The organism is Cellvibrio sp. PSBB006, from assembly GCF_002162135.1.
Lineage (GTDB): Bacteria > Pseudomonadota > Gammaproteobacteria > Pseudomonadales > Cellvibrionaceae > Cellvibrio.
Genome location: NZ_CP021382.1, coordinates 3713619 through 3737007 on the forward strand (window position 1 = coordinate 3713619; position 23389 = coordinate 3737007).

The window sequence follows — 23389 nt, forward strand, 5'->3', positions numbered from 1 at the left end:
ATTGAGTGTGCTTCGTAGGTCGTTTGTCATTGGGCCTTTTGTTTCGAAAACGCATGAATACATCCCTGTAGCTCCCTCAAGTCGTCCCTGACTTGAGGGTTTCGAAACAAAAGGCCCAACGCCAAACTTGCATTGTGCGAGCGTTAGACTTGGGGAAACACGGTTTTTTTATTTATGTAGAAAATTATTTTCGATTGTATTTGGAGTTTCTACGGCTTTGGTAAATAAATGAGCCGCTCCAGTGTGTTCTATCAACGCATCCGCCGCCAATAAAATGGCCCCTGCCGTCCAGGTAGTTTTTTCCTTCGGCCAAATGACTTTGTCGCGAAAGTTATAGCCCGTCCAATAGCCACCATCTTCATCCATAAACTGATGCAGCCAACTGAATAAATGCAGCGCGCGCGCGTGGTCGCCAGCGGCGAGTAACGCCAGGGTCAGTTCGCAGGATTCCGCTACGGTTACCCAGGGTTCATCGCTTACGCAGCGGCAACCGATATTGTTTTCAACAAATAAAGACCATTTTTTATCGATGCGCTGTTGCGCCGCTTTGCCGCTGATAACACCGGTAAGGATCGGGTAAAACCAGTCCATGGAGAAACGTTCTTTGCTCTCCCAGGTGCGGTCAAAACATTCCGGGTGTTCGCGCAGCGTTTTGCCCAGTCGGATTTGTGCTTTGCGCCAGGTAGGTTTGTCGATAACCAAGGTGTCGGCGATGGCATTTGCGCATTCGAGACTCTTGTAGATGGATGCGCAGGCGGTAACCAGCGCGTCTTCTTTGGGTGAGCCATCTTCCGCTACGGCCCAATAGATTTCGCCGGTGGGAGATTGATAACGCAGGACAAAATCAATGGCTCGTTCAACGCAGGGAAAGAGTTCAACCAGAAATGCTTTATCCTCCGTGACTAAAAAATAATGCCAGAGCCCGGTAGCAATATACGCAATAAAATTGGTTTCACGATGGTTGCGATCCACTGGCTGGTCGGCGTAATAATTGGCCCACCAACTGCCGTCGGCCAATTGCTCGTTGGCTAACCACCGGTAGGCGCGTTGTGCTGCGGTATATTCTCCGCCGATGGTGAGTCCCATGGTCGCTTCAATATGGTCCCAGGGATCTGCCTTGCCGTTGGGAAACCAGGGGATGCAACCATTGGGTAATTGGGTTTGCAGGATGTAGTTCACAGTTGGCCGCAACAGTGACTCGGGGAAAAATCCTTTGCTCAGCAATAATTCATTCACGATTCGGTCGCCTTGTCCGTTGCGCGCTGTTGAAAATACATCACCACACTTTTGCCCAGCAGCGGGTTCAGGCATTTCTCCAGTGTGCGGGTCAGCCAGGGGCGTTGCATCAAGTCCCACACCAGCAGGCGATGGTAGAGTTTTATCAGGCGTGAGTCATCCTGTTTATCCCACAACAAACATTTCAGCCACCAGAACGGCGAATGCAACGCATGAGCCCAGTGACGATGGAGAAATTGCATGTTGTGCGTTTCCACAACGCGCCGCAAGTGCGCTGCTTTAAAAATGCGGATGTGACCGCCTTCTACTTCATGGTAGGCGCGACTGAGTTGCCAGCAAATTTTTTCCGGCCAGTAACGCGGCACGCTGATTGCCAATAGCCCATGGGGTTTTAGTACACGACGAATTTCACCCAGCACAGCTTCGTAATTGTGGATATGTTCCAGGACTTCACTGCAAATAATTTTGTCGAAACTGTTATCTAAAAAAGGAAGGCGCGTAGCATCTGCAACTTGCAGGGAAAAAATTTTCTGTGGATTTTCCAGTTGTGCAAAAGGTGCGAAGCGCTCGCGTGCAACACGCAAGTCAGCGGGATTTAAATCGATACCGATAGCCGTGACATCACCCTGTAGATAGGCATTGATAACATGCCGCCCTTCGCCGCAACCGATATCCAGCACGCGCTCGCCGGTTTGCAACGGAAAATATTTAAAATCAATCGTTAACATAGGCTTCCGTGACCACGGCTGTGGAAGGATTATCGGCCAAGGGCGTGATCGATTCAGCGCTGGCATGTTGGCCCAGCATCTGGCGATAGTAAGCCGTCATTTGTTGCGCAACCACCGACCAGCTTAGCTGTTGCAATATGTGCTCTCGTCCGCGTCGGCCTAACAATGCGCGCTGTTCAGGTTGTTGCAATAAATCATCGAGCGCTTGATATAAATCTTCCACATCGCCGGCCTTGACCAGGCGTGCGGCATTGCCCACCACTTCCGGCAGCGCACCACCATCGCTGCACACGAGAGGGATGCCGCACGCCATGGCTTCGCCGGCGGGCAACCCGAAGCCTTCATAGAGCGACGGCACTACAGCAATGCACGAGGCAGCGTAATGTTTAACCATGTCTTCAGCGGAGATGCCGGAAACAAATTGCACACAATCACATAAACTCAGTTGTTGCAGTTCCTGTTCGGTGGTGCCATCGGGTTTTAATTTTCCGATAACCAGCAGTGATACCCGGGGATTTTTTTTACGCAACCTGGCCAGCGCACGCAACAAAACTGATAGCCCTTTCAAGGGTTGATCGGAAGATGCCGTCGTCATCAATTGCCAGGGATTGCGTTGAATATCCAGCAGGGGTTTGAAAGTGTCTACATCAATGCCGTTGGGGATGACCTGAATTTTATGCATTGACCGCGCGAAGGCGTCTGCGATATCACATCGCGATTGTTCAGAAACGGTAATCACATGCCGCAGTTGTTGCACGACCTTTTTCTGCATCGGTAAAAAGTTATACCAACGTTTGATCAGCCAGCGGTGACCGCGACTTTTTGCGGAGGCTAAAGCCAGCTCCAGATCGCGTGTAATCGGATGATGAACCGTGGCCACGACCGGCAATCCCTGTTGTTGTAGTTTCAACAATCCGTAACACAGGCTTTGATTGTCATGGATGATGTTATAGCGCGTCGGCTGCTGACGGAAGTAGCGGACCAAGCGTCGACCGAAGGTATAGGGCTCGGCAAAGCTGCCGCTGATTTTGCTCCACCATTCATACACATCGGTAAACGAACGCAGGTGGTGCCAACGCAGCGCGCGAAACGGTTTTTCAACGGCGTATAAATCAAGGCTGGGTAAGCGGATTAATTTCACCCGACTATCCAGTTCGGGATAGGGCGGGCCGGAGATCACATCCACCTGATGACCCAAGTCAACCAGCGCTTTACTGAGGTAATGCAAATAAATCCCCTGTCCTCCGACATGGGGATGGCTGCGATAACCCAGCAGACAGATCCGCAGGCCATTACAATCGGGTTGCGTATCGATAAGTGATACCGGATCGGCAGGCGTTCCAGTGTGCGTGACAGGATGGTAGGACATAGGTAACAGCAGCGTCCGTTAACAAGGGGCGCCGCTGAATGCGTATGCCCATCAAAAGCGTGCGGGCATTATAGGTGCGCTACTACGAGCAGGCCAGACCGGTAGGTTTTAAGCCACCGCGGCTTACTGAATTAATGATGATGAGAATTGTCCGGGTGAAGGTGATTATCGATAGGGATGAGCAGCGCCCCACCCAATGCAAGCAGAGCCAAACTGCCGACCAAACAAACAATCGCAATAATACCGGCGATTTCCATGATGTCCTCCTGTTGATGACGTTTAACGTATCCTGGAGCGGTTGATCCCTAAGGTTATTGATCGGGATCAACATTTGGACAGATGGATAATGGAAGGGTTTAAAGGTCTGCGTCCTTGCAGGGTATTCTTATGTCCATGAGCCTCCCCCGCAGGTCGCCCCGCTAGAAAGAAGATGACAGCTTGAGACGAAAGCCGTTATCGAGGTCACCAGTGAAATATTGGTGGAATTGCAGTCCGATATCGAAATAGCCAAGTTTGTGGCCTACGCCCAGTACGCCATAAAGCCCGCCATCGATATCAATATCTTCTGAATAACAATTGTTACAGCTGCTGATACTGCGTTCGGAAAAGAAGATGCCGCTCAAGCCGCCGCGCACCACAAAAAAGCTGCTGTCGTTGGCGCCGAACTTATATTTGGGACCATATTCGATAAATGCCTGGCCGCCAGTGGCATCGGAGCTTTCATAGTATTCATCGCCCCACCAGTCCTCTACATACTGGCTGAACTCGGCGTTATCCTCGTACAACATGATGCTCAAGCCGATCGACAAGGTCATGTCGCTTTCATTGGTGTAATACTCGGCAGCACCGCCGATCGCCGTAAAATAATCCTCTACACCCTGCTCGGCGGCGGCGTCAGCATCGATATTGATGTGATCGACATGGGCCGACCAGCTCCAGCCACTGGTGGGGCCATAGGTGCGGCTTTCGTAAACATCCTGGGCAAGAACGGGTGTGGCCGCTAACAGCAATGGCAGGGAAGCAAGACGGGCTAAACGGAACAGTGTAGGCATAGGGACTCCTTTGGCGCCTGTTATTGAACGGGATACTAGTGCGAGAAACCTGTACCCAAGCTTAACGGATTTTTGCTGATGCACGCAGGCAATCACACCGATTAAACCGCCAGCGGTGAATTCAGCAGCGCTTATCTATATAATTCGCGCACATCTGTCGCGACACGCCGTCATCAGGTTGGTGTGCGCATGCTGGAGTCATTTATGTCTGACCGTATCGCCCAAGTTACCCGCAACACCCTCGAAACCAAAATCAGCGTCAGCCTCAATCTGGATGGCGCCGGCAAAGGGGTGTTCAACACCGGGGTGCCCTTTCTCGAACACATGATGGACCAGATCGCCCGCCACGGCATGATCGATCTGGATGTCACCTGCGACGGCGATACCCACATTGACGACCACCACTCGGTAGAAGACATCGGCATCACCATTGGCCAAGCCATTGCCAAAGCGGTGGGCGATAAAAAAGGCATCCGTCGTTATGGCCATGCCTATGTGCCGCTGGATGAAGCCTTATCGCGTGTAGTGATCGATTTCTCCGGGCGCCCCGGTCTGGTGATGCAGATTCCCTTTACCCAAAAGCGTATTGGCCAATTCGATACCGAGTTGTTCTGGGAATTTTTCCAGGGCTTCGTCAACCATGCCGGCGTTACCCTGCATGTCGACAACCTGCGCGGCCACAATGCCCACCACCAGATCGAAACGGTATTCAAAGCCTTCGGTCGCGCCCTGCGCATGGCGCTGGAACTCGACCCGCGTATGGCCGGCATGATGCCGTCCACCAAAGGCACCTTGTAAGTAAAAGGAACCTTACAAGTAAAGGAACGCTGTAATTGACAGTAGTAAATCGGCACGTCTGCCGCACTGAACCCGAATTTTTTTGATTAAACCTATGACCAGACAAACAGTTGCCGTCATCGACTACGGCATGGGCAACCTCCACTCCGTTGCCAGCGCGCTCAGCCACGTCGCGCCCGACATGCGCGTCATCGTCACTGACGCCCCCGCACAGGTCGCCGACGCCCACCGCGTCATCTTCCCCGGTGTCGGCGCCATCCGCGACTGCATGGCCGAAATCAACCGCCTCGGCTTCGGCCAACTCCTGCGCGAACAAATCGCCACCGGCAAACCGGTACTCGGCATCTGCGTCGGCATGCAAGCACTCATGGAATACAGCGAAGAAAACAACGGCGTAGACTGCATCGGCATCCTGCCCGGCCAGGTCAAATTCTTCGGCGAACACCTGCAAGACGGCGTGCCCCTCAAAGTCCCCCACATGGGCTGGAACCAGGTCGAACAAAACCCCCACCCCCTATGGGCCGACATCCCCCAGTCCAGCCGGTTTTACTTTGTGCACTCATACTACGTGCACGCCCAGGACCGCCAGCTGGTCGCCGCCAGCTGCGACTACGGCGTACGCTTCGACGCCGCCCTGGCGCGCGACAACCTGTTCGCCGTGCAATTCCACCCGGAAAAAAGCCACACTGCCGGCTTGCAACTGTTAAAGAATTTTTTACATTGGGATGGCCGGAATTGACTCCGGTTTATGTAGCGGTAGTGGAGAGAGATTCCTGAGACCGTATGCGGCAGGGATGCCGCATCCGAGCCCCCAGGGAAGGGTTCACGGCGCGTCTCAGGAATCTCTCTCCACTGCCGACGGACCCTTCACTAAAGAGAAAGATTAATGCTGATTATTCCCGCCATAGACTTAAAAGACGGCCAATGCGTCCGACTCCGCCAAGGCCTCATGGACGACTCCACCGTCTTCTCCGACGACCCCGTCGCCATGGCCAAACAATGGGTCGACCAAGGCTGCCGCCGCCTCCACCTCGTTGACCTCAACGGCGCCTTCGAAGGTAAGCCTGTTAACGGTGGCGTCGTCACCGCTATCGCCAAAGCCTACCCCACACTGCCGATCCAGATCGGTGGCGGCATTCGCAGCGCCGAAACCATCGAGCACTACCTCCAGGCCGGAGTGCAATACGTCATCATCGGCACCAAAGCCGTAAAAGAACCGCAATTCGTCACCGACATGTGCAAACAATTCCCCGGCCATATCATCGTCGGCCTCGACGCCAAAGACGGTTGGGTTGCCACTGACGGCTGGGCCGAAGTGTCCAATATCCAGGCCAGCGAACTGGCCAAACGTTTCGAACAGGACGGCGTAAGCAGCATTGTCTACACCGACATCGCCCGCGATGGCATGATGCAAGGCGTTAACGTCCAAGCCACCGTGGCTATGGCCCAGGCATCCAGTATTCCGGTAATCGCTTCCGGTGGTATTACTGACATGAACGACATCAAAGCGCTCAAAGCAGAAGCCCACCAAGGTATCTGCGGCGCTATTACCGGTCGCGCTATTTATGAAGGCACACTCAATATGGCCGAAGCACAAGCCTGGTGTGATGCCAATTAATCTGAATCATCTTTGACAGGTAAACCATGCCCCTCGCAAAACGCATTATTCCCTGCCTCGACGTCGACAATGGTCGCGTCGTTAAAGGCGTGCAGTTTCTCGATATCCGCGATGCCGGCGACCCGGTAGAGATTGCCAAGCGCTACAACCAGGAAGGTGCCGACGAGATTACGTTTCTCGACATCACCGCCAGCCATCAGGAGCGGGATACCACGGTTCATACGGTAGAAAAAATTGCCAGCGAAGTCTTTATTCCGCTCACCGTCGGCGGTGGTATTCGCACCGTGGACGATATTCGCCGCATGCTGAATGCCGGTGCCGATAAAGTCAGTATCAACTCTGCTGCTGTGTTCAATCCGGATTTTGTGAAAGCGGCATCGGACCGCTTTGGTGCGCAATGTATCGTGGTCGCCATTGATGCCAAGCGAGTCAGCGCAGAAGGTGAAACACCGCGTTGGGAGATCTTCACCCACGGCGGACGCAAGCCAACGGGTATTGATGCGGTGGAGTGGGCGGCGCGTATGGCGCGCTACGGTGCGGGGGAAATATTGTTAACCAGTATGGATCGCGATGGAACCAAAAACGGTTTTGATCTCGGGGTGACGCGCGCGATCAGCGATGCGGTACCCGTGCCGGTCATCGCCTCCGGCGGTGTTGGCAACCTGCAACATCTGGTGGATGGTGTTACGCAGGGCCGCGCTGACGCTGTGCTTGCCGCGAGTATCTTCCACTTCCGCGAATTCACGGTTCCCCAAGCCAAAGCTTATATGCAGGAAAAAGGAATCGAAGTACGTCTTTGATAAAGATATTTGACGCAGGTAATAAAGCAGGTAATAAAAAAGGACGCTTTTGAAGCGTCCTTTTTTATTAGGATGTTTGTGTAATGACTGCGGAGTTACCGAATCACGCGGCGCGGTATTGTTTAAGCGCCGCCAAGACCTTTGGCTCGGATGCACAGATGAAATCAATGAATTCACCCACACCCACTTCTGCATCCTCACGGCTGTCGAATGGGCCTATATCCACCCCCTCGCGCGTGCTGTAGTACCAGTAACCTTCTTTCTTCAAGAAGCGGCCACTACGAATGGGGACCTTGCCTTGTTCGCCTGCTCGATTGTTCATAGTCTGGTTCCTGTAGTTACTGTTGGCTTGATGCGACTGAATACACAGCCAGTTGTGGTAGCCATCCAAGGCCGTCCTTGATAATTAAGTAAGGTCTTTTAGATAAAAATCACCACTAAAAGATTATAAACCTGCGTCCCTGAAAATGGATATATCGAGTTGATCTGTCATCTCTTACTACTGATAACCAAATTCCACGACACCTTCGAGCAGGCTGTGGATGGTTACAGGTTCTGATTGGGCGGATGGCCGTTTCCACAATTTTGGAGGTGGCGCCAGGCAGGAGGTTCCTGTTTTCGCTATAAGCTGTGATGCTTCTCTCATTAAATCCGACGCAAAAACCAGTTCGACGCCATGGGCTGCCAATAACCTGGGTGCGTGTTCCAGCACACTCAGTGTTTGCGGGTAAGGGTGGCCGATGGCTACCGCACTGCCCCGCCGTTTGGCCAGTTGTATGGCTTTCAATAGCTGCTCACTAATATGTTCCCGGGTGCGGATGTTGTCGAGGAATACATCCCGCTTTAACGATGGAACGCCATAAGCTTCTGCGACTGCCAGCGCCTGACTGGCGGCGCTGGTTCGACTGTCAACAAAATAGAGGTTGCGACGAACCAGTTCATCCATCACCCATCCCATAGGTTCCGGTTCCTGGGTAAGTTGGCTGCCCATGTGGTTATTCACCCCCGCGAGGTGAGGAACGTCAGCCAGATCGGCGCGAAGGGTGATCATGAATTCATCATAATCCATGCCGCTCTCCAGCCCCCCCTTGCCCAGCGGCATATGCCGGGTATTGCTCATGGGAGCATGCAGGATAATTTCTTTGCCTTGCTCATGAGCGCGCTGGGCGAGTTCCCGGGTATGGGGTGTGAAGGGTAAGACGGCGAGGGTGAACGCGCCATCCAGATCGGCGGCGCGTCTGCCGAGGGGTCCGTTGTAGCCAATATCGTCAATGATGATGGCGAGCCGGGCAGCAAAAGCGGGCTGGACAAAGCACCACAGCAGGATAGCGATACTTAATCGCCAGCTCACTCCGGTATCAATCCTGGGGATCGGTAGTCAACGTCGGTGTGTCTGCAGTGGGCTCTGCTTCAACTTCAGCGTCCAGCGCGGCGTGGAGCATGATGGACTGCTGTTGGCGGAAGATATGCAAACCCTTAAGCAGGTTCAGGGCTTCGTGGAGCTGGTTGTCCTTGGTCAGCAGCTCCTGGGTGGCAAGGCGATCTTTCTCACGTTTTTGACTGGTGCTCTCGTCGCCACCGCGGGTATTGCTCAGGTGGCCGGCAAGATCGGCTTCTGTGGTATTACCGGCAGGTTTGAGCGCGGTGACCTGGGCGCGCTCAACAATGACATCGGGCTCGATACCCTGGGCCTGGATAGAGCGGCCGCTGGGGGTGAAATACAGCGCGGTGGTGAGTTTCACCGCACGGTCTTCGTTGATGGTGATGATGGATTGAACGGAGCCCTTGCCGAAGCTGCGCGTGCCCAACAACACGGCGCGCTTATGATCCTGCAAGGCGCCCGCCACAATTTCTGAAGCAGAGGCAGAGCCATCATTGATGAGCACCACCATGGGCAAGCCCTTGGCAATATCACCAGGGGTCGCATGGTAATTTACATCACTATTTTCCAGCCGCCCTTCGGTGTATACCACCAGGCCGCTGTCGAGGAAGGCATCTGCGACTTCGACGGAGGATTGCAGCACACCGCCGGGGTTATTGCGCAAATCCAGCACGATCCCGCGCAATTCCGGATTTTTTTCCTGATGATCGCGGATCTTGCGCGTCATATCCTTGCCGCTGTTGAGCTGGAATTGAGCGATACGCACATAGAGATAATCGTTTTCCAGCAGGCGGGTACGCACGCTCTGGGTGCGGATGATGTCACGCACAATCTCGACATCGAACGGCTGTTCTACACCCTTGCGCACAATGGTCATCTTGAGTTTGCTGCCCTTGGGGCCGCGCATCATCTGGATGGCATCGTTCTGGTTCATGCCTTTAACCGGTTTGTCATCCAGGCGAATGATCAGATCACCGGCCTCGATGCCGGCTTTTTGTGCGGGCGTGTCGTCGATGGGCGCGATCACTTTGATAAAACCGTTTTCCATACCCACTTCAACGCCCACGCCACCAAACTCACCCGTGGTGTTTTCCTGCAAGTCTTCAAACGCTTTTTTGTCGAGATAACTGGAGTGCGGGTCCAGCTCGGCAATCATGCCTTTGATGGCATATTCCAGTAATTTGGCGTCGCTGACTTCTTCCACATAACCGCTGCGAATATGGTCATAAACGCGGGTGAAGGTGCGTAGGTCTTCCAGGGGCAACAAACCCTCATCCTGCTTGGGTGCTTTTGCCTCCTCGGCCTGGATCGGTAACGCCAGGCTGACCAAAGCCAGCAACACGAATGAGCATTTGCGGTGAGCGTAGAACATCGGAATCTCCTGCGGTATTCAGCTCCGCATTCTTATGTATCGGGTAAAAAGAGGGTCAATCTAAAACAAGTTGCTGCTGCTGGCCAGCAGCAGGCGCACACTTTGCGTTATATAACGTTCAATCAGCAAAAAAACCGGCCCGATTGGCATAAATGGCTGCAGAATCAGTCAAGCCCGCGCCAACCAGGTGGCCGGGTTGGTAGGTTTGCCGTTTTGGCGGATCTCGAAATACAGGCCGGTTTCAGCCTGGCCGCCACTATTGCCCACACTGGCGATGGCATCGCCGGCGCGCACCCAATCGCCTGTGGTTTTGAACAGGCTTTGGTTGTGTGCATAAAGGCTTAAATAACCCTCACCATGATCGACAATCAGTAACAAACCATGTCCGCGAAAGTAATCGGCAAAGACAACGCGGCCGTGATGTACGGCAACCACGGGTTTGCCTTCGGTTGCGCGAATCATCAATCCGCTCCATTGCATCTGGCCGCTCACTCGCGGGCTGCCGAAACGATGGATTACCTTACCGTCGGTAGGCCAGGGCAGGCGGCCTTTACGACTGCTGAATTTTTCATTCCCGGTGGGCAAGGGCACGGAGCCAACAGTGTGAGTAACTTGTTGCAACAAGGCTTGCAGACGCTCGCGGTCTTCTTCCAGTTGGCGCAACTCCTGATCTTTGTTTTTCAGGGTGCTGTTGATTTTCGCCAGGGCTTGCTGGCGATCTTTCTGGCGCTGTTTCAATTCGGTATGGCGCGCTTGTAATGCTTTTTGGCTGTCACCCAGTGCCAGGGTCTTGGCAGCAATGCGCGGTTCCAGCTCGTCCAGTTGTTCCAGGGTGGCCATGTAAGCGGCCAGTTTTTCAGCGCGCGCCGCGAGAAAATATTGGTGATACTTGAGCATGCGGCTCACGCGTTCCGGCGATTCCTGGTTGAGTAGCAATTTGATCTGGCTTTGCTGGCCGAGTTGATACGCAGAAGCAACTTGCTTTGCGACCTCTGCCTGCTGCGAACGTTTGGCGCCCTGCAGGGTTTCGCGCTCCTGTTGCAATTCCTTGAGCTGATTGTTTTGATCCTTCAGGTTGCGATTGATTTGCTCGATCCTCTTCAATAGCTCGCCGACTTCCGTTTCGGACTTTTGCAGGTTTTTTTGCAGTTCGCTGCGTTCACCTTGAATAGATTTCAGTTCCTTCTGCAATTGCTGGATATTTTCCTGCAGTACCTTCATGTCTTCCTGTTGGTCAGCGACACTGACGGAAGCCAGTAAACACAGGAGCGTGACGGCGTAAACGCGTAAATTGAAGAGGATGGAGATTGATGAATACCTGCTCATGGAACCAGTTCCTGCGGAGAGATTCCCGGACCGCAGAGCGGCCCGGATGGCATAGCAGTTGTTTTTATTAACAGTCTTTCACGCAACGCATTATTTTACGGTGATAAGGTTGCGCCCGGTCATCTCGGCGGGTTGCGGCATTCCCATCAAGTGCAACATGGTCGGTGCCACGTCCGCCAGAGAGCCGCCATCGGCGATATTCACCTGACGTTTGCCACAGTACACAAAAGGCACCGGCAAGGTGGAATGCTGTGTGCTGACCTGGCCCGACTCTGCATCGAACATCTCCTCCACGTTGCCGTGGTCGGCGGTAACCAAGGCCTCTCCGCCCACTTTTTCCAGCGCGCCCAGCACGCGACCCAGGCAAATATCCAGCGCTTCCACCGCTTTCACCGCCGCTTCAAAGATGCCGGAGTGGCCAACCATATCGCCGTTGGCGTAGTTACAGATGATGGCGTCGTACTTGCCGGACTCAATCGCAGCCACCAGTTTGTCAGTGACTTCCGGCGCGCTCATCTCCGGTTGCAGATCATAAGTCGCCACTTTGGGCGACGGCACGAGGATACGATCTTCGCCGGGGTAAACGGTTTCTGTGCCGCTGTTAAAGAAGAAAGTCACGTGTGCGTACTTTTCCGTTTCAGCGATGCGCAACTGGGTTTTGCCTTGGTTGGACAGGTATTCACCGAAGGAATTGGTGAGATCTTCCGGCGGAAAAGCAATGGGTGCCTTGATGTCAGAGGCATATTCGGTGGTTTGGACAAAGTGCGCGATCTTCGGCGCTAACTCGCGCTCAAAACCATCGAACTCAGGCTCAATCAGGGCGCGGGTAATCTCGCGGGCACGGTCGGGGCGGAAGTTCATAAAGATCACTGAGTCGCCATCCTGGATAGTGCCGGCTTCTTCATCTTCACCGCAAATGATGGTGGCTTTCACAAATTCATCGTTCTCATCGCGCGCGTAAGCTGCTTTGAGTCCTTCGACTGCGGTCAGCGCATCAAACTCGGCAGCGCCAGTTACCATTACGTCATAGGCTGCTTTTACGCGATCCCAGCGATTGTCACGATCGAGGGCGAAGTAGCGGCCGACGATGGAAGCAACCTTGCCTACGCCCAGTTCACGGAACAGGTCTTCAGCTTGTTGCAGTGATGCTTCGGCGCTGCGTGGCGCTGTGTCGCGGCCATCGAGGAAGGCGTGCAGGTAAATATGTTTGGCGCCGCGCTGGGCTGCCAACCTGATCATGGCGTAGATATGGTCCTGGTGGGCGTGCACACCGCCGTCTGACAGAAGGCCGAGGATGTGTACGGCTTTGTCACTGGCGACCGCAGCGTCGATGGCTTCGACGTACACCGGATTGGTAAAAAAATCGCCGTCGCTGATGGCTTTGTTGATGCGGGTGAGACTCTGGTAAACCACGCGCCCGGCACCCAGTGTCATATGGCCCACTTCGCTGTTGCCCATCTGGCCTTCCGGCAGGCCGACTTCAAGGCCCGAGGTGGCGATGAGGCTCTTGGGGTTGTTGGCCCAGACCTTGTCCCATACCGGCGTATTTGCCGCGTAAATGGCGTTGTGTTCGGTGTTTTCCGAATGGCCAAAGCCGTCGAGGATAATCAATACGAGAGGTTTTTTGGTCGCGGTCATACTCAGTCGTCGCTTCTACAATCCAGAGGTGGGGGAAATATTCAGGAATTTGCCGACATCAGGATGATTTTTCATCCCTGCTGTCCATCGGCGAGTGCGGCATATTCTAACCGGTTAAACCAGTGAACACTATGACAATGACTGAGAAATACCCGGTGCATGGTGTATACTGCCGCCCTTCTTTGCGCCCCATAACGGATATTCGGGTCATCGTGTTAGCTGCGGTCCATGTTACCGGGATTTGGTGTCCGGGTCCGTTTGAAAAAATTTATCTGTAACAAATAGCGCGTTTATCGCCTTGATATCCACCTGCCTGCCTCCACATTCAGCGCAGGCTTATCGCTGTCAGCGATGATGACAAGGTGATGCGACCTGTTGCGGCTCATTGCTAAAGGAATCTGTAACCTGTGAATTTCTTTGTATTTATCAGTCAAGAATGGCTGTTGGTTAGTACGCTGGTGGTTTTGATTTATATCTACGCCTGGCGTGAGCGCATCAAGAGTGGTCGTCCCATCTCCGTGCATGAAGTCACCCAATTGCTCAACAAGGATTCTGCTGTTCTGCTCGATGTTCGCGACAATGCAGAATTCAAAGCGGGCCACATTGTCGGTGCCATCAATATTCCATTCAGCAAGGTTGCCGCTGAGCTGGATAAACTGGAAAGCCACAAAAGCAAGATCATCATCGTTGCCGACAAGCTGGGTCAGCACGCCGGTAGTGTCGGGCGTACGCTGGAAAAGCAGGGCTTTGTCGTGCGTCGCCTCTCCGGTGGTATTGCGGAGTGGCAAGCGCAGAATCTGCCGCTGGTAAAAAAGTAGTTGGCACGGGAGGTCACCATGGCGCGGGTTTTGATGTACACCACAGCAGTATGTCCCTATTGCAATAACGCCAAAAAATTATTGGCGCAAAAAGGCGTAGCCGCAGAAGAAATTCGCGTCGATCGTGAGCCTCATTTGTGGCAGGAAATGATGGAAAAAAGTAAACAGCGCACGGTGCCGCAAATCTGGATTGGTGATGTGCATGTCGGCGGGTTTACCGATTTGTGGGCGCTGGATAAAAACGGCAAGCTGGATGAGTTATTGGCAAAATAATCTTTGTCGCTGTAGTCACTTCCGGCTTTATCTTTCAGTAACAGTAATTAATAGAGTGCATTATGTCCGAAGAAAATAATTCACAAGAACTTAATAATCACGAGCAGGCCGACGGTCCGAATTTTGCCATTCAGCGTATTTTCCTCAAGGATATTTCCTTTGAGACCCCCATGGGTGTTGAAGCGTTTACCAAACAATTCAAGCCAAACATCCAGCAGGATTTGAACGTACAGGTTAATCAACTGGATGAAGGCACTCACGAAGTTGTGCTGCTGCTGACCATCACCGCCAAGATCGAAGGTCGCACCGTTTTTCTGGTGGAAGTGAAGCAGGCCGGTATCTTTGCCATCTCCGGTTTTGAAGGTATTCAGTTGAGCCAGGTGATCAACACTGCTTGTCCGCAAATTCTGTTCCCTTATGCGCGCGAGGCGATCGACAGTATTTTGAATCGCGGCACCTTCCCGCCGTTAATGCTGGCGCCAATCAATTTTGATGCGGTGTTTGCGCAAGCCGTTGTCCAGGCCAAGCAACAAGCCGAGTCATCGAAAGAAACTGCCGCGACGGCCAATTGATTTGTTGTTGTCGCAGGCAGTGAAATGCTGCCTGCGTGCTACACTTTTCGACAATGCGCTTCAACGATGAACAAGGTTTTTTGTTGATCGAAAATCTGCCGCTGTAATTCAATGCCCTGCGTGGAGGCTCTGCGTAGAGGATTGGCGGTACATGATCTACCACTGCAATCCGGTGTCGATGTCATGTTCAATCTCTCCCGTAAAGAAACCGCTCACGCCAGTCACATCGCTGCCATTGATCTTGGCTCCAACAGTTTTCACATGATTATCGCCCGCTGGGACAACGATCAGTTGATTCTGCTCGATCGCCTGCGCGAGCCCGTACGGCTCGGTTGGGGGTTGCAGGCCGATGGCAGTTTGAGTGAAGACGCGCGCGAAAAAGCCATGGCATGCCTTGAGCGCTTCGGTGAATGCCTGCGTGAATATCCCTCGCGCAGTGTCCGTATCGTCGGCACCAAAACCCTGCGCAGCATTACCGATTCGCGTCAATTTCTCCAGGAAGCACAAGCTCGCCTGGGGCATCCGGTGGAGATTATCTCCGGCGATGAAGAAGCGCGTCTGGTTTACCTGGGTGTAGCGCATTGCATTGCGCCCGGCGAAGGTAAACGCATGGTGGTTGATATCGGCGGCGGTAGCACCGAAATTATTTTGGGTCAGGGCATGGCGCCCCTGTTGAAAGAAAGTTTGAGTATGGGTTGCGTTGCCATCGCCAAACAATTTTTCTTTGACGGTAAAGTGACCGACAAAGCCATCAAGAAAGCGCGCATTGCCTGTTTGCAGGAATTGGAGCCGGTGAATGATCTGTTTGTCGAGCAAGGCTGGCAGGAAGTGCTCGGTGCGTCCGGTACCATCAAGGCGGTGGCTAAGGTGTGCCAGAGCATGGGCTGGAGCGATGGCACCATCAAAAAAACAAGCCTCGATATCATCGTGCAGATGTATCGCCAGCACGGCAACACTGATTTAAAGATCACCGGTTTATCTGATGATCGCCAGGCGGTTTTCCTCGGCGGCGTGATTGTGTTGAGCGCGCTCTTTGAAAGTCTGCAGCTGGATCAGATGACCGCAGCAGATTGGGCGCTGCGTGAAGGTTTACTCTATGACCTGAAAGGCCGTCTGGAAGATCACGATATTCGTCAGGCCAGCGTGGATGCCTTGGCCAAACGTTTTCATGTGAATCTGGAGAAAGCCGAGCGCATCGAAAAGACTGCGCTGATGTTGCTGGATCAGGTAAGTGATACCTGGGGGCTGAATGTCGATGAAGCCGGTAAACTTCTGCGCTGGTCTGCGCGACTTTATCCTGTCGGTTTGGATATCGCGCACAGCGATTACCACAAACACAGTGCTTATATTGTTGAGCACGTTGATATGGCCGGCTGCTCGCGCGCGGAGCAAAAGCAATTGGCAGCGCTGGTGTTGGCGCACCGCAAACGTTTTCCGATCAAACAATTTCCATTGGAAAATACGGCGTTGTTACAGGTGGCGATCCTGTTGCGTTTGGCGATTATCTTTCACCGCGGCCGCAAAAAAGAAGGTCGCCTGCCAATTAAACTCCGTGCCAATAATCACAAATTAAAACTTACCCTGCCTTCTGTCTGGCTTGAAGCCAACACGCTGACGCACGCTGATCTCGAAAGCGAAGCTCAACATCTCGAAGAAATTGGTTATCTTCTGGATGTCATCGCGAATGGCGATTAGCCGAGACGCTGTTATTTAATGACTGGCTATTTGATAACGGGTGTAGTCCAGCGGTCCAGCAGTATGGCCTGCACGTCAACGAGATCCTCGCCTTCCTGTGGTTCGGTGATAACGTAATTGCCATTTTCCTGTAGTATCCAGGCGTGGGTGTTGTCCGCGAGATACAATGTTAAATCTTCGATAATGCGGTCGCGGATTTTTTTACTCTTGATGGGAAAACAGGTTTCCACGCGATGAAACATGTTGCGACTCATCCAGTCTGCGCTGGAGCAGAGCAATTCAGGGTTGCCACCGTTTTCGAAATAAAATACGCGGCTGTGTTCCAGGAAACGTCCGATGATGGAGCGCACCCGAATATTTTCTGACAGGCCTTCGACACCAGGCCGCAATTGACAGATGCCGCGCACAATCAAATCAATCTGTACACCGGCCTGCGAGGCGGCATAAAGTTCGTTAACCAATTCTTCGTCGTAAAGTGAATTCATCTTGGCGATGATACGACCCGGTTTTCCCTGCTCGGCATTTTCCCGTTCGGTGCGAATGCGTCTGACCAATCCCTTGTGTAACGTAAAGGGGGCGTACATCAACGCGTCCATCTTGGACGCTTTACCCATACTGCTGAGCTGCAAAAAGATGCGATATACATCATCACCGATTTCCTTGTCGCTGGTCATCAAACCATAGTCGGTGTAGATCATGCTGGTTTTGGGGTGATAGTTTCCGGTGCCCATATGCACGTAGTAACGAACCTTGCTGTTTTGTTCGCGGCGCGCCACCAATAGCATCTTGGCGTGGGTTTTGTAACCTACTACGCCGTAAATCACGTGAATACCGTAACGCTGCAAGCGTTCCGCCAGTGCAACGTTTTGTTCTTCATCAAAGCGCGCGCGCAATTCGATAATCGCCGTGACTTCCTTGCCGTTTTTAGCAGCAGCTACCAGGGCATCAACGACGGGAGAATTGGAGCCGGTGCGATACAAGGTTTGTTTGATTGCCAGTACATGTGGGTCAGCGGCGGCTTCGCGCAAAAAATCCACCACGCCCTGAAACGAATCAAACGGATGGTGCAAGAGAATGTCCTGCTTTTGTAAAGATTCAAAATAGCTGTTGGAGCGCTTGGGAAATTTCGGCATCGCCTGTACAAACGGTGTAAAGAAAAAGCGGCTGTCTTTCACCAGATCAAATAAATCGCTGAAGCGATTCAGGTTTACCGGTCCGTTAATACGGTACAGATCGCGCTCTTTGATTTCGCAGCGATGCAATAAAAACTGTTCCAGTTCCGCAGGGCAGGTGTCGGTTAATTCAAGGCGCACTTCATCGCCGTACTGCCGGTAAGCCAGTTCACCTTGCACCGCGCGCAGCAAGTCTTCAGTTTCTTCTTCATCGAGAAAAATATCCGAGTTGCGCGTGAGGCGAAATTGGTAGCTATCGATCACCGTCATGCCGACAAAAATCTCGGCCATAAAATAATGGATGATCGATGAGAGAAAAATAAATTCACGGCCTTCGCCAGCCAGCTCCGGTGGTAACTCGATGATATGTGACAGCGACCGAGGCACCTGTACAATCGCGCGTCCGGAGTTGCGCCCGAACGCATCTTTGCCATCGAGCTTGACGATAAAATTCAGGCTTTTATTCAGGATGCGCGGAAAAGGGTGCGCCGGGTCGAGTCCGATGGGGCTGAGCACCGGCAGCACATCGGTTTCAAAGTAACTTTTCAGGTATTTCACCTGCTGACTGTTCCATTCGTCGCGGCGCAACACGCGAATGCCATTCTCGCGCATGGCGGGAAGGATGGCCTGATTCAGGATGCGATACTGCTCTTCAACCAGGCGGTGAGCCCGCTCGGAAATTTCACCTAGGGTTTGGGCCTGGCTGAGACCATCCGGCCCGGGCGGCGTTTGTGCGTTGAGTTCGATCATCTCCACCAGGCCGCCGACACGTACCTCAAAAAACTCATCGAGGTTGGTGGAAAAGATGCACAGAAAACGCAGGCGTTCCAATAAAGGCAGGGATTGGTTGTAAGCTTGATACAACACGCGTTTGTTGAACTCCAGCAAGCTCAGTTCGCGATTAAAGAAAGCGTTGGACACCATGTACCCCTATGATAAGTAGCTTTTACGACAAACGGCCTTTATGAGAAGCAGCTTTTTGCGCCTCAGATTATGACGGGAGTGTGACAGTTTTAAGACAGCAGGGTATTTTAAAGATAGCAGAGTTAAGGAAGCGTAACGCAGCGCCAGATCATGGTGTGAACAGGCCCTAAAAAAAGAAGCCGTCCCTGGCTTGGGATAGGTCAGTTAAGCTGCCAGAGTTGATTGCCGCCGCCGAAATAATCCCACTGCTGGATGTTGGCGCCATCGGCGGTGGAATTGCCTTCCACATCCAGTGATTTCCCGCTCAGTACTGACAGAATGCGGTAAACATCACCCACCGACTCAATACGCCAGCGTTGGTTGGCTCCGCCGCCATAGCTCCATAAATGAATATTCGCGCCATTTTCGGCGGACACATTCGCCACATCCAGCGCCCGCCCGCTGTGAACCGCTTCAATACGATATTCATTATTCCCCAGTGCCGTGATTTGCCAGCGCTGATTGTTGGCCCCAGTGCGGGTCCAGAGCTGCACATTCGCGCCGTTGCTGGTGGAGACATCCTGCACATCCAGGCTCTTGCCGCTACCCACATTGATGATCTCGTAAATCCCGTTGGTAATTGCACCGTCTCCAGGACCGCCAGGGTTAGTGGCTCCGTTGTGTTTTACGGCATCGTAAAACCCCTGGTGCCACTGAATGCCAGCGCTGCCGTTGGCAATATTGTTGCGCGCGAAATCCAGCATGCCCTGATAGGCACCGGCCGGCGGCGTACCGCCGTTGTTGATGAAGTTTTTCACCTGGTTGTAGATGTTATTGGGCTGCACTGTCCAGAGCGTGCGGTCATGGGACATCTTTTTAAACGACCAGGGGAAATGACCGGCGATGTTGTTGATCGACCAATCCGTTGCCGTGCGAATGATCTCGTTGGTGTCTTCGCCATACTCGCCGAGGATCAGCGGGATGTTCAGCCGATTGGTGATGTCATCGCGGGTGTACATATCAGCCAGCGCGCCGGCATTGCCGAAGACATAGTGATGCGTTTCATAGACGAGGTTGTTGTCCCAGCGAGTTGTTACCCCCGTAGCTGCTTGCGTCGCAGGATCAGTCCAGTCAAGCACCTGCAATTGCGACGCCCACCAGCCACCTTCGGCCACGATGATGTGGTTGTTATCTACCGAGCGAATCGCGTTGCGCAATTGGATCAGCGACGGCAGCAGCTCATATTCGCGGCCTGGCGGCAGCACCGGTTCGTTGATCAAGTCATAACCCCAGATCATGGGTTCGTTCTTGTAGCGGTTGGCGATATGGCGCCACACCTGGCTGGCGATCTGGATATTGTTGCCATCCCAGAATTTCACGGAATCCCGCGGTTGGCTGGAGTTGGAGTTCATATTGTCACTGTGGTCGCCGGGATTCTGGTAACCGGGCGCAGCGTGCATATCCAGCAGGATATAAATACCGTGGGTGCGGCAGTACTCAATCAACCGATCAAAATACTGAAAACCGTGATCGCTGAGTTGGCCGTTTTGCCAGAACATGTTGTAGTGAAAGGGCACGCGCACGGAGTTAAAACCCAAGCCAGCCAATTCAGCAATGGCGTGTTCATTGACGTAATTCAGGCGCCATTGGTGTTCAAATTCCCGCGCGTTAGCCATGCCGCCCAGCGCGCTGCCGAGGCTATTGAGAAATTGCGTATGGGTTCTATAGTTGAAATCGCCCATCATCAAATAACCTTCCCACAGCAACCAGTTCCCCAGGTTCATGCCAGTGAAATAAATTTCATTGCCATTGCCGTCGAGGATGCGGGTGCCTTGGGTATGCACATATTGGCTGTGGGCTGAGACTGAAAAGAGCGTCAGTATTAACAGGATTGCGCTGTAAAAGCGGCGGTGTGATCTTGCAAAAAAACGGTGTAGTCGGGCCAGGATAGACATAAGTGTTGCTCCAGTTAGACGTTATTGTGGGAGTGAGGTACGCGCCGGGTCGGCGGTGAGGAAAGTCTATGGCGATGAAAGCGTGGGCGTCGTTCGGGTGGGGGTTATAGAACGCTAAATATTTTTTGGGAACGTTCGTTGAGCGAAGGCTTAGCCGAACCTTGTCGTGCAAATGTTTTTAATTGGCGATGAGTGATGGTTAGTACGGGTGCGGGAGTGGGAAAATGCATGCCCATCCATGGGCAGGATAGATTACTTACATTTGTAAACGGCGAAGGTTTGGCTGCCGTTTTCGATCTCAGACGTCGGGACGACCGTATCGCCACCGAAACTCGCAGCTTCATTGCGCGCCAGGTTGGCTAGCTCGGTTGCTACCTTGTCGGCGTTGCGGTCAATGGGACCCACGCTGGCTTTTACCTTGACGTTAACGTTGCGCAGTTTCTCGCAGTTGCGCACGTTAGCCATATTCGCCACCGCTACACCAGTGCCGTCATCGCTTACCTTTACCCAGGTACACGCGCTGCTCAGGGTGGCGATAGCCAATACAAGTAATAATGTTCTCATGCAAAAACCTCCTCTTATAGGTTGTGTAATTACCGGTTGGATACCGGTGTCAAAACGCTGCACACGATAGCGCTTGCCAGCGAAAAAGCCAATTTAAAGCGACTTGCCGCACCCGTTATAGGCCCTGCCATCCAGCAAAATGCGCACTTCCTGGCTGAATTGCATACCACTCATACTGTCCTGACAGGGCTTGGTTTCGATAGTCAGCAACAGGTCATGGCTTTCGGTGACAGCGTGGTAACTGCTTCGTTGCGCCGAATCCAGATCCGGTACCGGTACCGGAGTAATCACGCGATAGTTGCCGTAGTCGCCCACGAACTCAATCTGCAAGTCAGCATCCAGCTCTAACAGCCAGCCCGGCTCGTTGCCGGTCGCACGGAAATCGATACCGCGCGCTTTGGCCTCTGCCCAAGGTAACTGCTCGGGTTTATTGCGGCAGTTGGTAAAGGTTTCGCCATCCAGTGTGATAGTCGCTTCGTCGCCCTTGCTCCAGAACTCCGCCCGTTCGTTGGTGTAGCGCGCGCCCGAAGCCGCCGGTGCCTGCTGCAATTGCAGATCTGCCCCATTGACATGAATCATCGCCGTATTGGCATTGACCACCACCAACGCCAACAGCTGGTCGCACTCGTAGGCGAGACGCCGGGCATCGTCGCTGGATTGGTTGGTGACGCTGGTTTGGTCAGCGCGCGCAACCTGTAAAGAAACGCGATCTTTCGGGCTGTCCTGCGTAAGCACGCCATAATGCTCCACCGTCGCCCACAGCAATTGATTGTCCGCCGAGCGAATCTGCGCGCGTAACGCATAACGATGGTTGTTGTTGATATCGGAGGTTTTGTACGTCAGGGAAAATGGAATAGGCACCTGGGTTTCGGGCGTGAACTCAGTCTTGCTGATGGTGGTGGCTGGCGTATCAGCGCGACTGACATCCTCAAGCGCCACGCTGACGCGCGCATCCGGCGGCAGGGCGATACGCTCGCGATAATAGATATCGCCGGTGATGGTATTGGTACAACCAGCAAGCGCGGCGGTGATCAGCAGAAAGGTGGCGAGCAGCTGCCCCTTGATCCTTGAGTTATTCATGAGGTTACCTTTTTGAAACGCCTTGAAGCGACTCACAGTCCGGGTTTGGTTTTTGGACTGGAGGTACTTTACTTCGTTTCACTTAAATAGGGGATAGGGATAGCAAATTCGTGTATAAAAGGAGCTGTCTGTTTAATGCTTACACTTGAGTATTAAGCATGTAGATCTTGGCTCTCTTGGCTACTGCATGGTTTCGGTTCTCAATTTAACGCAATTATTGAATTTCTTGATCTGATACTCTTTGCCAAACCGAATAGTAACCAACGGTCTTCATGTAAGCGGAAATTTCGTAACTCAGATCTGGAAGCATTTCTGTGTTATCAATACTACCCAAGACTTCAACGGCATTTTCCTCGTCATTATTAATCAGCTCTGCCACCCGCCATACAAATCGACTGAGAACCTCGGCATCGTCCTCGCCTTTTACACCATCCTGTAATAGGCTTTTAACATCATCCCTTTTTTCTTGCTCTGCATAGTGCATTAAAAGTTCATTGATATGAGGATATCGAGAGAATTTAATCATATGCACTTCCCCCCATTTCTTATGACAGACATACGGTAAGAAACCATCTCCAATTTACGAGTTAGCTCTTCAATACTCATGCCCTCAGTTTTTGTTACTGCCAAAAAATAATGGCCGCTATTCTTTTCATCCTCTATAAATTCAAGGCCGCTTGGTATATCTGCTTCGGAAAGAATCCAAAATACGTCGATAGGCTTTTTCTTTGCTCTTTTTGCCTGCATACCAAGTACAAATTTTAGATTCTCCCACGAGGAAGAGAATGACAATCCCATTTGGGAGTCTGGCAAAATCCAGGTTTCATCAGTATTAAACTTGTAATCACATATGCGGATACCCATTACTGTACGGTATTTTCCGTCCGCTCTATCTTCATATAATGTTGGATGCTTTCCTCTGATTGCTGGTCTGGCTCGTAGTTTTTTTATTTCAGAGATGATCTTTTCCAAATCAGTCAGGCATTTATATTGCTTTAACTCCGTCACTGTTTTTATCTCCTTGTACTGTTGCCTAAAA

The 23389-nt window shown here is 52.6% G+C and carries 24 protein-coding genes; 8 read left to right on the forward strand and 16 right to left on the reverse strand.

The features are described from left to right. Positions 1 to 168: 168 nt before the first annotated feature. The 5 genes from CBR65_RS15430 to CBR65_RS15445 all read right to left on the reverse strand — a co-directional run bounded on the left by CBR65_RS15430 (position 169) and on the right by CBR65_RS15445 (position 4385). Complete coding sequence (locus tag CBR65_RS15430) at positions 169 to 1236, reverse strand: prenyltransferase/squalene oxidase repeat-containing protein (RefSeq protein ID WP_087467685.1); 1068 nt, start codon at positions 1234 to 1236, stop codon at positions 169 to 171. Then, entirely contained in the window at positions 1233 to 1964 is a 732-nt protein-coding gene (locus tag CBR65_RS15435; RefSeq protein WP_087467686.1) for a class I SAM-dependent methyltransferase, read from the reverse strand. The genes CBR65_RS15430 and CBR65_RS15435 overlap by 4 nt, the downstream gene beginning before the upstream one ends. After that, entirely contained in the window at positions 1951 to 3333 is a 1383-nt protein-coding gene (locus CBR65_RS15440) for a glycosyltransferase family 4 protein (protein WP_087467687.1), read from the reverse strand. Before CBR65_RS15440 ends, CBR65_RS15435 begins: the two co-directional genes overlap by 14 nt. Positions 3334 to 3464: 131 nt before the next feature. Beyond that, the gene (locus CBR65_RS22590; RefSeq protein WP_255377160.1) at positions 3465 to 3590 is read right to left on the reverse strand and encodes a hypothetical protein; all 126 of its coding nucleotides are present in this window, start codon (positions 3588 to 3590) and stop codon (positions 3465 to 3467) included. 162 nt (positions 3591 to 3752) lie between these two features. Continuing rightward, the gene (locus tag CBR65_RS15445) at positions 3753 to 4385 is read right to left on the reverse strand and encodes a hypothetical protein (protein WP_087467688.1); all 633 of its coding nucleotides are present in this window, start codon (positions 4383 to 4385) and stop codon (positions 3753 to 3755) included. 204 nt (positions 4386 to 4589) lie between these two features. On the opposite strand from CBR65_RS15445, the gene hisB reads away from it, so the two are divergent. The 4 genes from hisB (at position 4590) to hisF (ending at position 7601) form a co-directional block, all read left to right on the forward strand. Further along, on the forward strand, positions 4590 to 5183 hold the full coding sequence (gene hisB, locus CBR65_RS15450; RefSeq protein ID WP_087467689.1) for an imidazoleglycerol-phosphate dehydratase HisB: 594 nt from the start codon (positions 4590 to 4592) through the stop codon (positions 5181 to 5183). A gap of 94 nt (positions 5184 to 5277) precedes the next feature. Further along, a complete protein-coding gene (hisH, locus tag CBR65_RS15455) occupies positions 5278 to 5922 on the forward strand; it encodes an imidazole glycerol phosphate synthase subunit HisH (protein ID WP_087467690.1) in 645 nt (214 codons plus the stop codon). Between the two features lie 147 nt (positions 5923 to 6069). Beyond that, complete coding sequence (gene hisA / locus CBR65_RS15460; RefSeq protein WP_087467691.1) at positions 6070 to 6801, forward strand: 1-(5-phosphoribosyl)-5-[(5-phosphoribosylamino)methylideneamino]imidazole-4-carboxamide isomerase; 732 nt, start codon at positions 6070 to 6072, stop codon at positions 6799 to 6801. A gap of 26 nt (positions 6802 to 6827) precedes the next feature. Continuing rightward, positions 6828 to 7601, forward strand: coding sequence for an imidazole glycerol phosphate synthase subunit HisF (gene hisF, locus CBR65_RS15465; RefSeq protein WP_087467692.1), 774 nt, complete (start codon positions 6828 to 6830; stop codon positions 7599 to 7601). Positions 7602 to 7704: 103 nt separating this feature from the next. Here the strand turns inward: hisF and CBR65_RS15470 are convergent, their stop codons facing one another. The 5 genes from CBR65_RS15470 to gpmI all read right to left on the reverse strand — a co-directional run bounded on the left by CBR65_RS15470 (position 7705) and on the right by gpmI (position 13318). Then, complete coding sequence (locus CBR65_RS15470; protein ID WP_087467693.1) at positions 7705 to 7923, reverse strand: DUF6316 family protein; 219 nt, start codon at positions 7921 to 7923, stop codon at positions 7705 to 7707. Between the two features lie 177 nt (positions 7924 to 8100). Then, complete coding sequence (locus CBR65_RS15475; protein WP_232461216.1) at positions 8101 to 8952, reverse strand: divergent polysaccharide deacetylase family protein; 852 nt, start codon at positions 8950 to 8952, stop codon at positions 8101 to 8103. A gap of 7 nt (positions 8953 to 8959) precedes the next feature. Then, a complete protein-coding gene (locus CBR65_RS15480) occupies positions 8960 to 10354 on the reverse strand; it encodes a S41 family peptidase (protein WP_087467694.1) in 1395 nt (464 codons plus the stop codon). Positions 10355 to 10522: 168 nt separating this feature from the next. Then, positions 10523 to 11680, reverse strand: a complete 1158-nt coding sequence (locus CBR65_RS15485) for a murein hydrolase activator EnvC (RefSeq protein ID WP_087467695.1) — start codon at positions 11678 to 11680, stop codon at positions 10523 to 10525. Positions 11681 to 11770: 90 nt separating this feature from the next. Continuing rightward, on the reverse strand, positions 11771 to 13318 hold the full coding sequence (gpmI, locus tag CBR65_RS15490) for a 2,3-bisphosphoglycerate-independent phosphoglycerate mutase (RefSeq protein WP_087467696.1): 1548 nt from the start codon (positions 13316 to 13318) through the stop codon (positions 11771 to 11773). A 407-nt stretch (positions 13319 to 13725) separates the two neighbouring features. Between gpmI and CBR65_RS15495 the strand changes: the two genes are divergently transcribed. From CBR65_RS15495 to CBR65_RS15510, 4 genes are all read left to right on the forward strand, one after another. Continuing rightward, complete coding sequence (locus CBR65_RS15495) at positions 13726 to 14136, forward strand: rhodanese-like domain-containing protein (RefSeq protein WP_087467697.1); 411 nt, start codon at positions 13726 to 13728, stop codon at positions 14134 to 14136. An 18-nt stretch (positions 14137 to 14154) separates the two neighbouring features. Then, positions 14155 to 14409 carry a glutaredoxin 3 gene (gene grxC / locus CBR65_RS15500; RefSeq protein WP_087467698.1) on the forward strand — a complete coding sequence of 85 codons (255 nt, stop codon included), beginning with the start codon at positions 14155 to 14157 and terminating at the stop codon, positions 14407 to 14409. Between the two features lie 62 nt (positions 14410 to 14471). Next, positions 14472 to 14981 carry a protein-export chaperone SecB gene (gene secB / locus CBR65_RS15505; RefSeq protein WP_087467699.1) on the forward strand — a complete coding sequence of 170 codons (510 nt, stop codon included), beginning with the start codon at positions 14472 to 14474 and terminating at the stop codon, positions 14979 to 14981. 183 nt (positions 14982 to 15164) lie between these two features. Continuing rightward, a complete protein-coding gene (locus CBR65_RS15510; RefSeq protein WP_087467700.1) occupies positions 15165 to 16676 on the forward strand; it encodes a Ppx/GppA phosphatase family protein in 1512 nt (503 codons plus the stop codon). Between the two features lie 26 nt (positions 16677 to 16702). Here the strand turns inward: CBR65_RS15510 and ppk1 are convergent, their stop codons facing one another. From ppk1 to CBR65_RS15540, 6 genes are all read right to left on the reverse strand, one after another. After that, on the reverse strand, positions 16703 to 18772 hold the full coding sequence (ppk1, locus tag CBR65_RS15515; RefSeq protein ID WP_232461217.1) for a polyphosphate kinase 1: 2070 nt from the start codon (positions 18770 to 18772) through the stop codon (positions 16703 to 16705). Between the two features lie 200 nt (positions 18773 to 18972). Beyond that, positions 18973 to 20706: an RICIN domain-containing protein gene (locus tag CBR65_RS15520; RefSeq protein WP_087467701.1), complete on the reverse strand. Its 1734-nt coding sequence runs from the start codon at positions 20704 to 20706 to the stop codon at positions 18973 to 18975. 252 nt (positions 20707 to 20958) lie between these two features. Then, positions 20959 to 21270 carry a DUF4156 domain-containing protein gene (locus CBR65_RS15525; protein ID WP_087467702.1) on the reverse strand — a complete coding sequence of 104 codons (312 nt, stop codon included), beginning with the start codon at positions 21268 to 21270 and terminating at the stop codon, positions 20959 to 20961. A 93-nt stretch (positions 21271 to 21363) separates the two neighbouring features. Then, entirely contained in the window at positions 21364 to 22350 is a 987-nt protein-coding gene (locus tag CBR65_RS15530) for a YbaY family lipoprotein (protein WP_087467703.1), read from the reverse strand. A gap of 214 nt (positions 22351 to 22564) precedes the next feature. Beyond that, positions 22565 to 22876 carry a hypothetical protein gene (locus CBR65_RS15535; protein WP_157672101.1) on the reverse strand — a complete coding sequence of 104 codons (312 nt, stop codon included), beginning with the start codon at positions 22874 to 22876 and terminating at the stop codon, positions 22565 to 22567. Further along, positions 22873 to 23358, reverse strand: a complete 486-nt coding sequence (locus CBR65_RS15540) for a hypothetical protein (RefSeq protein WP_087467705.1) — start codon at positions 23356 to 23358, stop codon at positions 22873 to 22875. The genes CBR65_RS15535 and CBR65_RS15540 overlap by 4 nt, the downstream gene beginning before the upstream one ends. Positions 23359 to 23389: the final 31 nt, after the last annotated feature.

Coding starts and splice junctions, on each gene's coding strand:
- CBR65_RS15510 (WP_087467700.1), top strand. CDS start 15,165: ATGTTCAATCTCTCCCGTAAAGAAACCGCTCACGCCAGTCACATCGCT.
- CBR65_RS15485 (WP_087467695.1), bottom strand. CDS start 11,680: ATGAGCAGGTATTCATCAATCTCCATCCTCTTCAATTTACGCGTTTAC.
- grxC (WP_087467698.1), top strand. CDS start 14,155: ATGGCGCGGGTTTTGATGTACACCACAGCAGTATGTCCCTATTGCAAT.
- CBR65_RS15535 (WP_157672101.1), bottom strand. CDS start 22,876: ATGATTAAATTCTCTCGATATCCTCATATCAATGAACTTTTAATGCAC.
- CBR65_RS15435 (WP_087467686.1), bottom strand. CDS start 1,964: ATGTTAACGATTGATTTTAAATATTTTCCGTTGCAAACCGGCGAGCGC.
- hisB (WP_087467689.1), top strand. CDS start 4,590: ATGTCTGACCGTATCGCCCAAGTTACCCGCAACACCCTCGAAACCAAA.
- ppk1 (WP_232461217.1), bottom strand. CDS start 18,772: ATGGTGTCCAACGCTTTCTTTAATCGCGAACTGAGCTTGCTGGAGTTC.
- hisA (WP_087467691.1), top strand. CDS start 6,070: ATGCTGATTATTCCCGCCATAGACTTAAAAGACGGCCAATGCGTCCGA.
- CBR65_RS15520 (WP_087467701.1), bottom strand. CDS start 20,706: ATGTCTATCCTGGCCCGACTACACCGTTTTTTTGCAAGATCACACCGC.
- hisH (WP_087467690.1), top strand. CDS start 5,278: ATGACCAGACAAACAGTTGCCGTCATCGACTACGGCATGGGCAACCTC.
- secB (WP_087467699.1), top strand. CDS start 14,472: ATGTCCGAAGAAAATAATTCACAAGAACTTAATAATCACGAGCAGGCC.
- CBR65_RS15480 (WP_087467694.1), bottom strand. CDS start 10,354: ATGTTCTACGCTCACCGCAAATGCTCATTCGTGTTGCTGGCTTTGGTC.
- CBR65_RS15440 (WP_087467687.1), bottom strand. CDS start 3,333: ATGTCCTACCATCCTGTCACGCACACTGGAACGCCTGCCGATCCGGTA.
- CBR65_RS22590 (WP_255377160.1), bottom strand. CDS start 3,590: ATGGAAATCGCCGGTATTATTGCGATTGTTTGTTTGGTCGGCAGTTTG.
- CBR65_RS15525 (WP_087467702.1), bottom strand. CDS start 21,270: ATGAGAACATTATTACTTGTATTGGCTATCGCCACCCTGAGCAGCGCG.
- CBR65_RS15445 (WP_087467688.1), bottom strand. CDS start 4,385: ATGCCTACACTGTTCCGTTTAGCCCGTCTTGCTTCCCTGCCATTGCTG.
- CBR65_RS15470 (WP_087467693.1), bottom strand. CDS start 7,923: ATGAACAATCGAGCAGGCGAACAAGGCAAGGTCCCCATTCGTAGTGGC.
- hisF (WP_087467692.1), top strand. CDS start 6,828: ATGCCCCTCGCAAAACGCATTATTCCCTGCCTCGACGTCGACAATGGT.
- gpmI (WP_087467696.1), bottom strand. CDS start 13,318: ATGACCGCGACCAAAAAACCTCTCGTATTGATTATCCTCGACGGCTTT.
- CBR65_RS15530 (WP_087467703.1), bottom strand. CDS start 22,350: ATGAATAACTCAAGGATCAAGGGGCAGCTGCTCGCCACCTTTCTGCTG.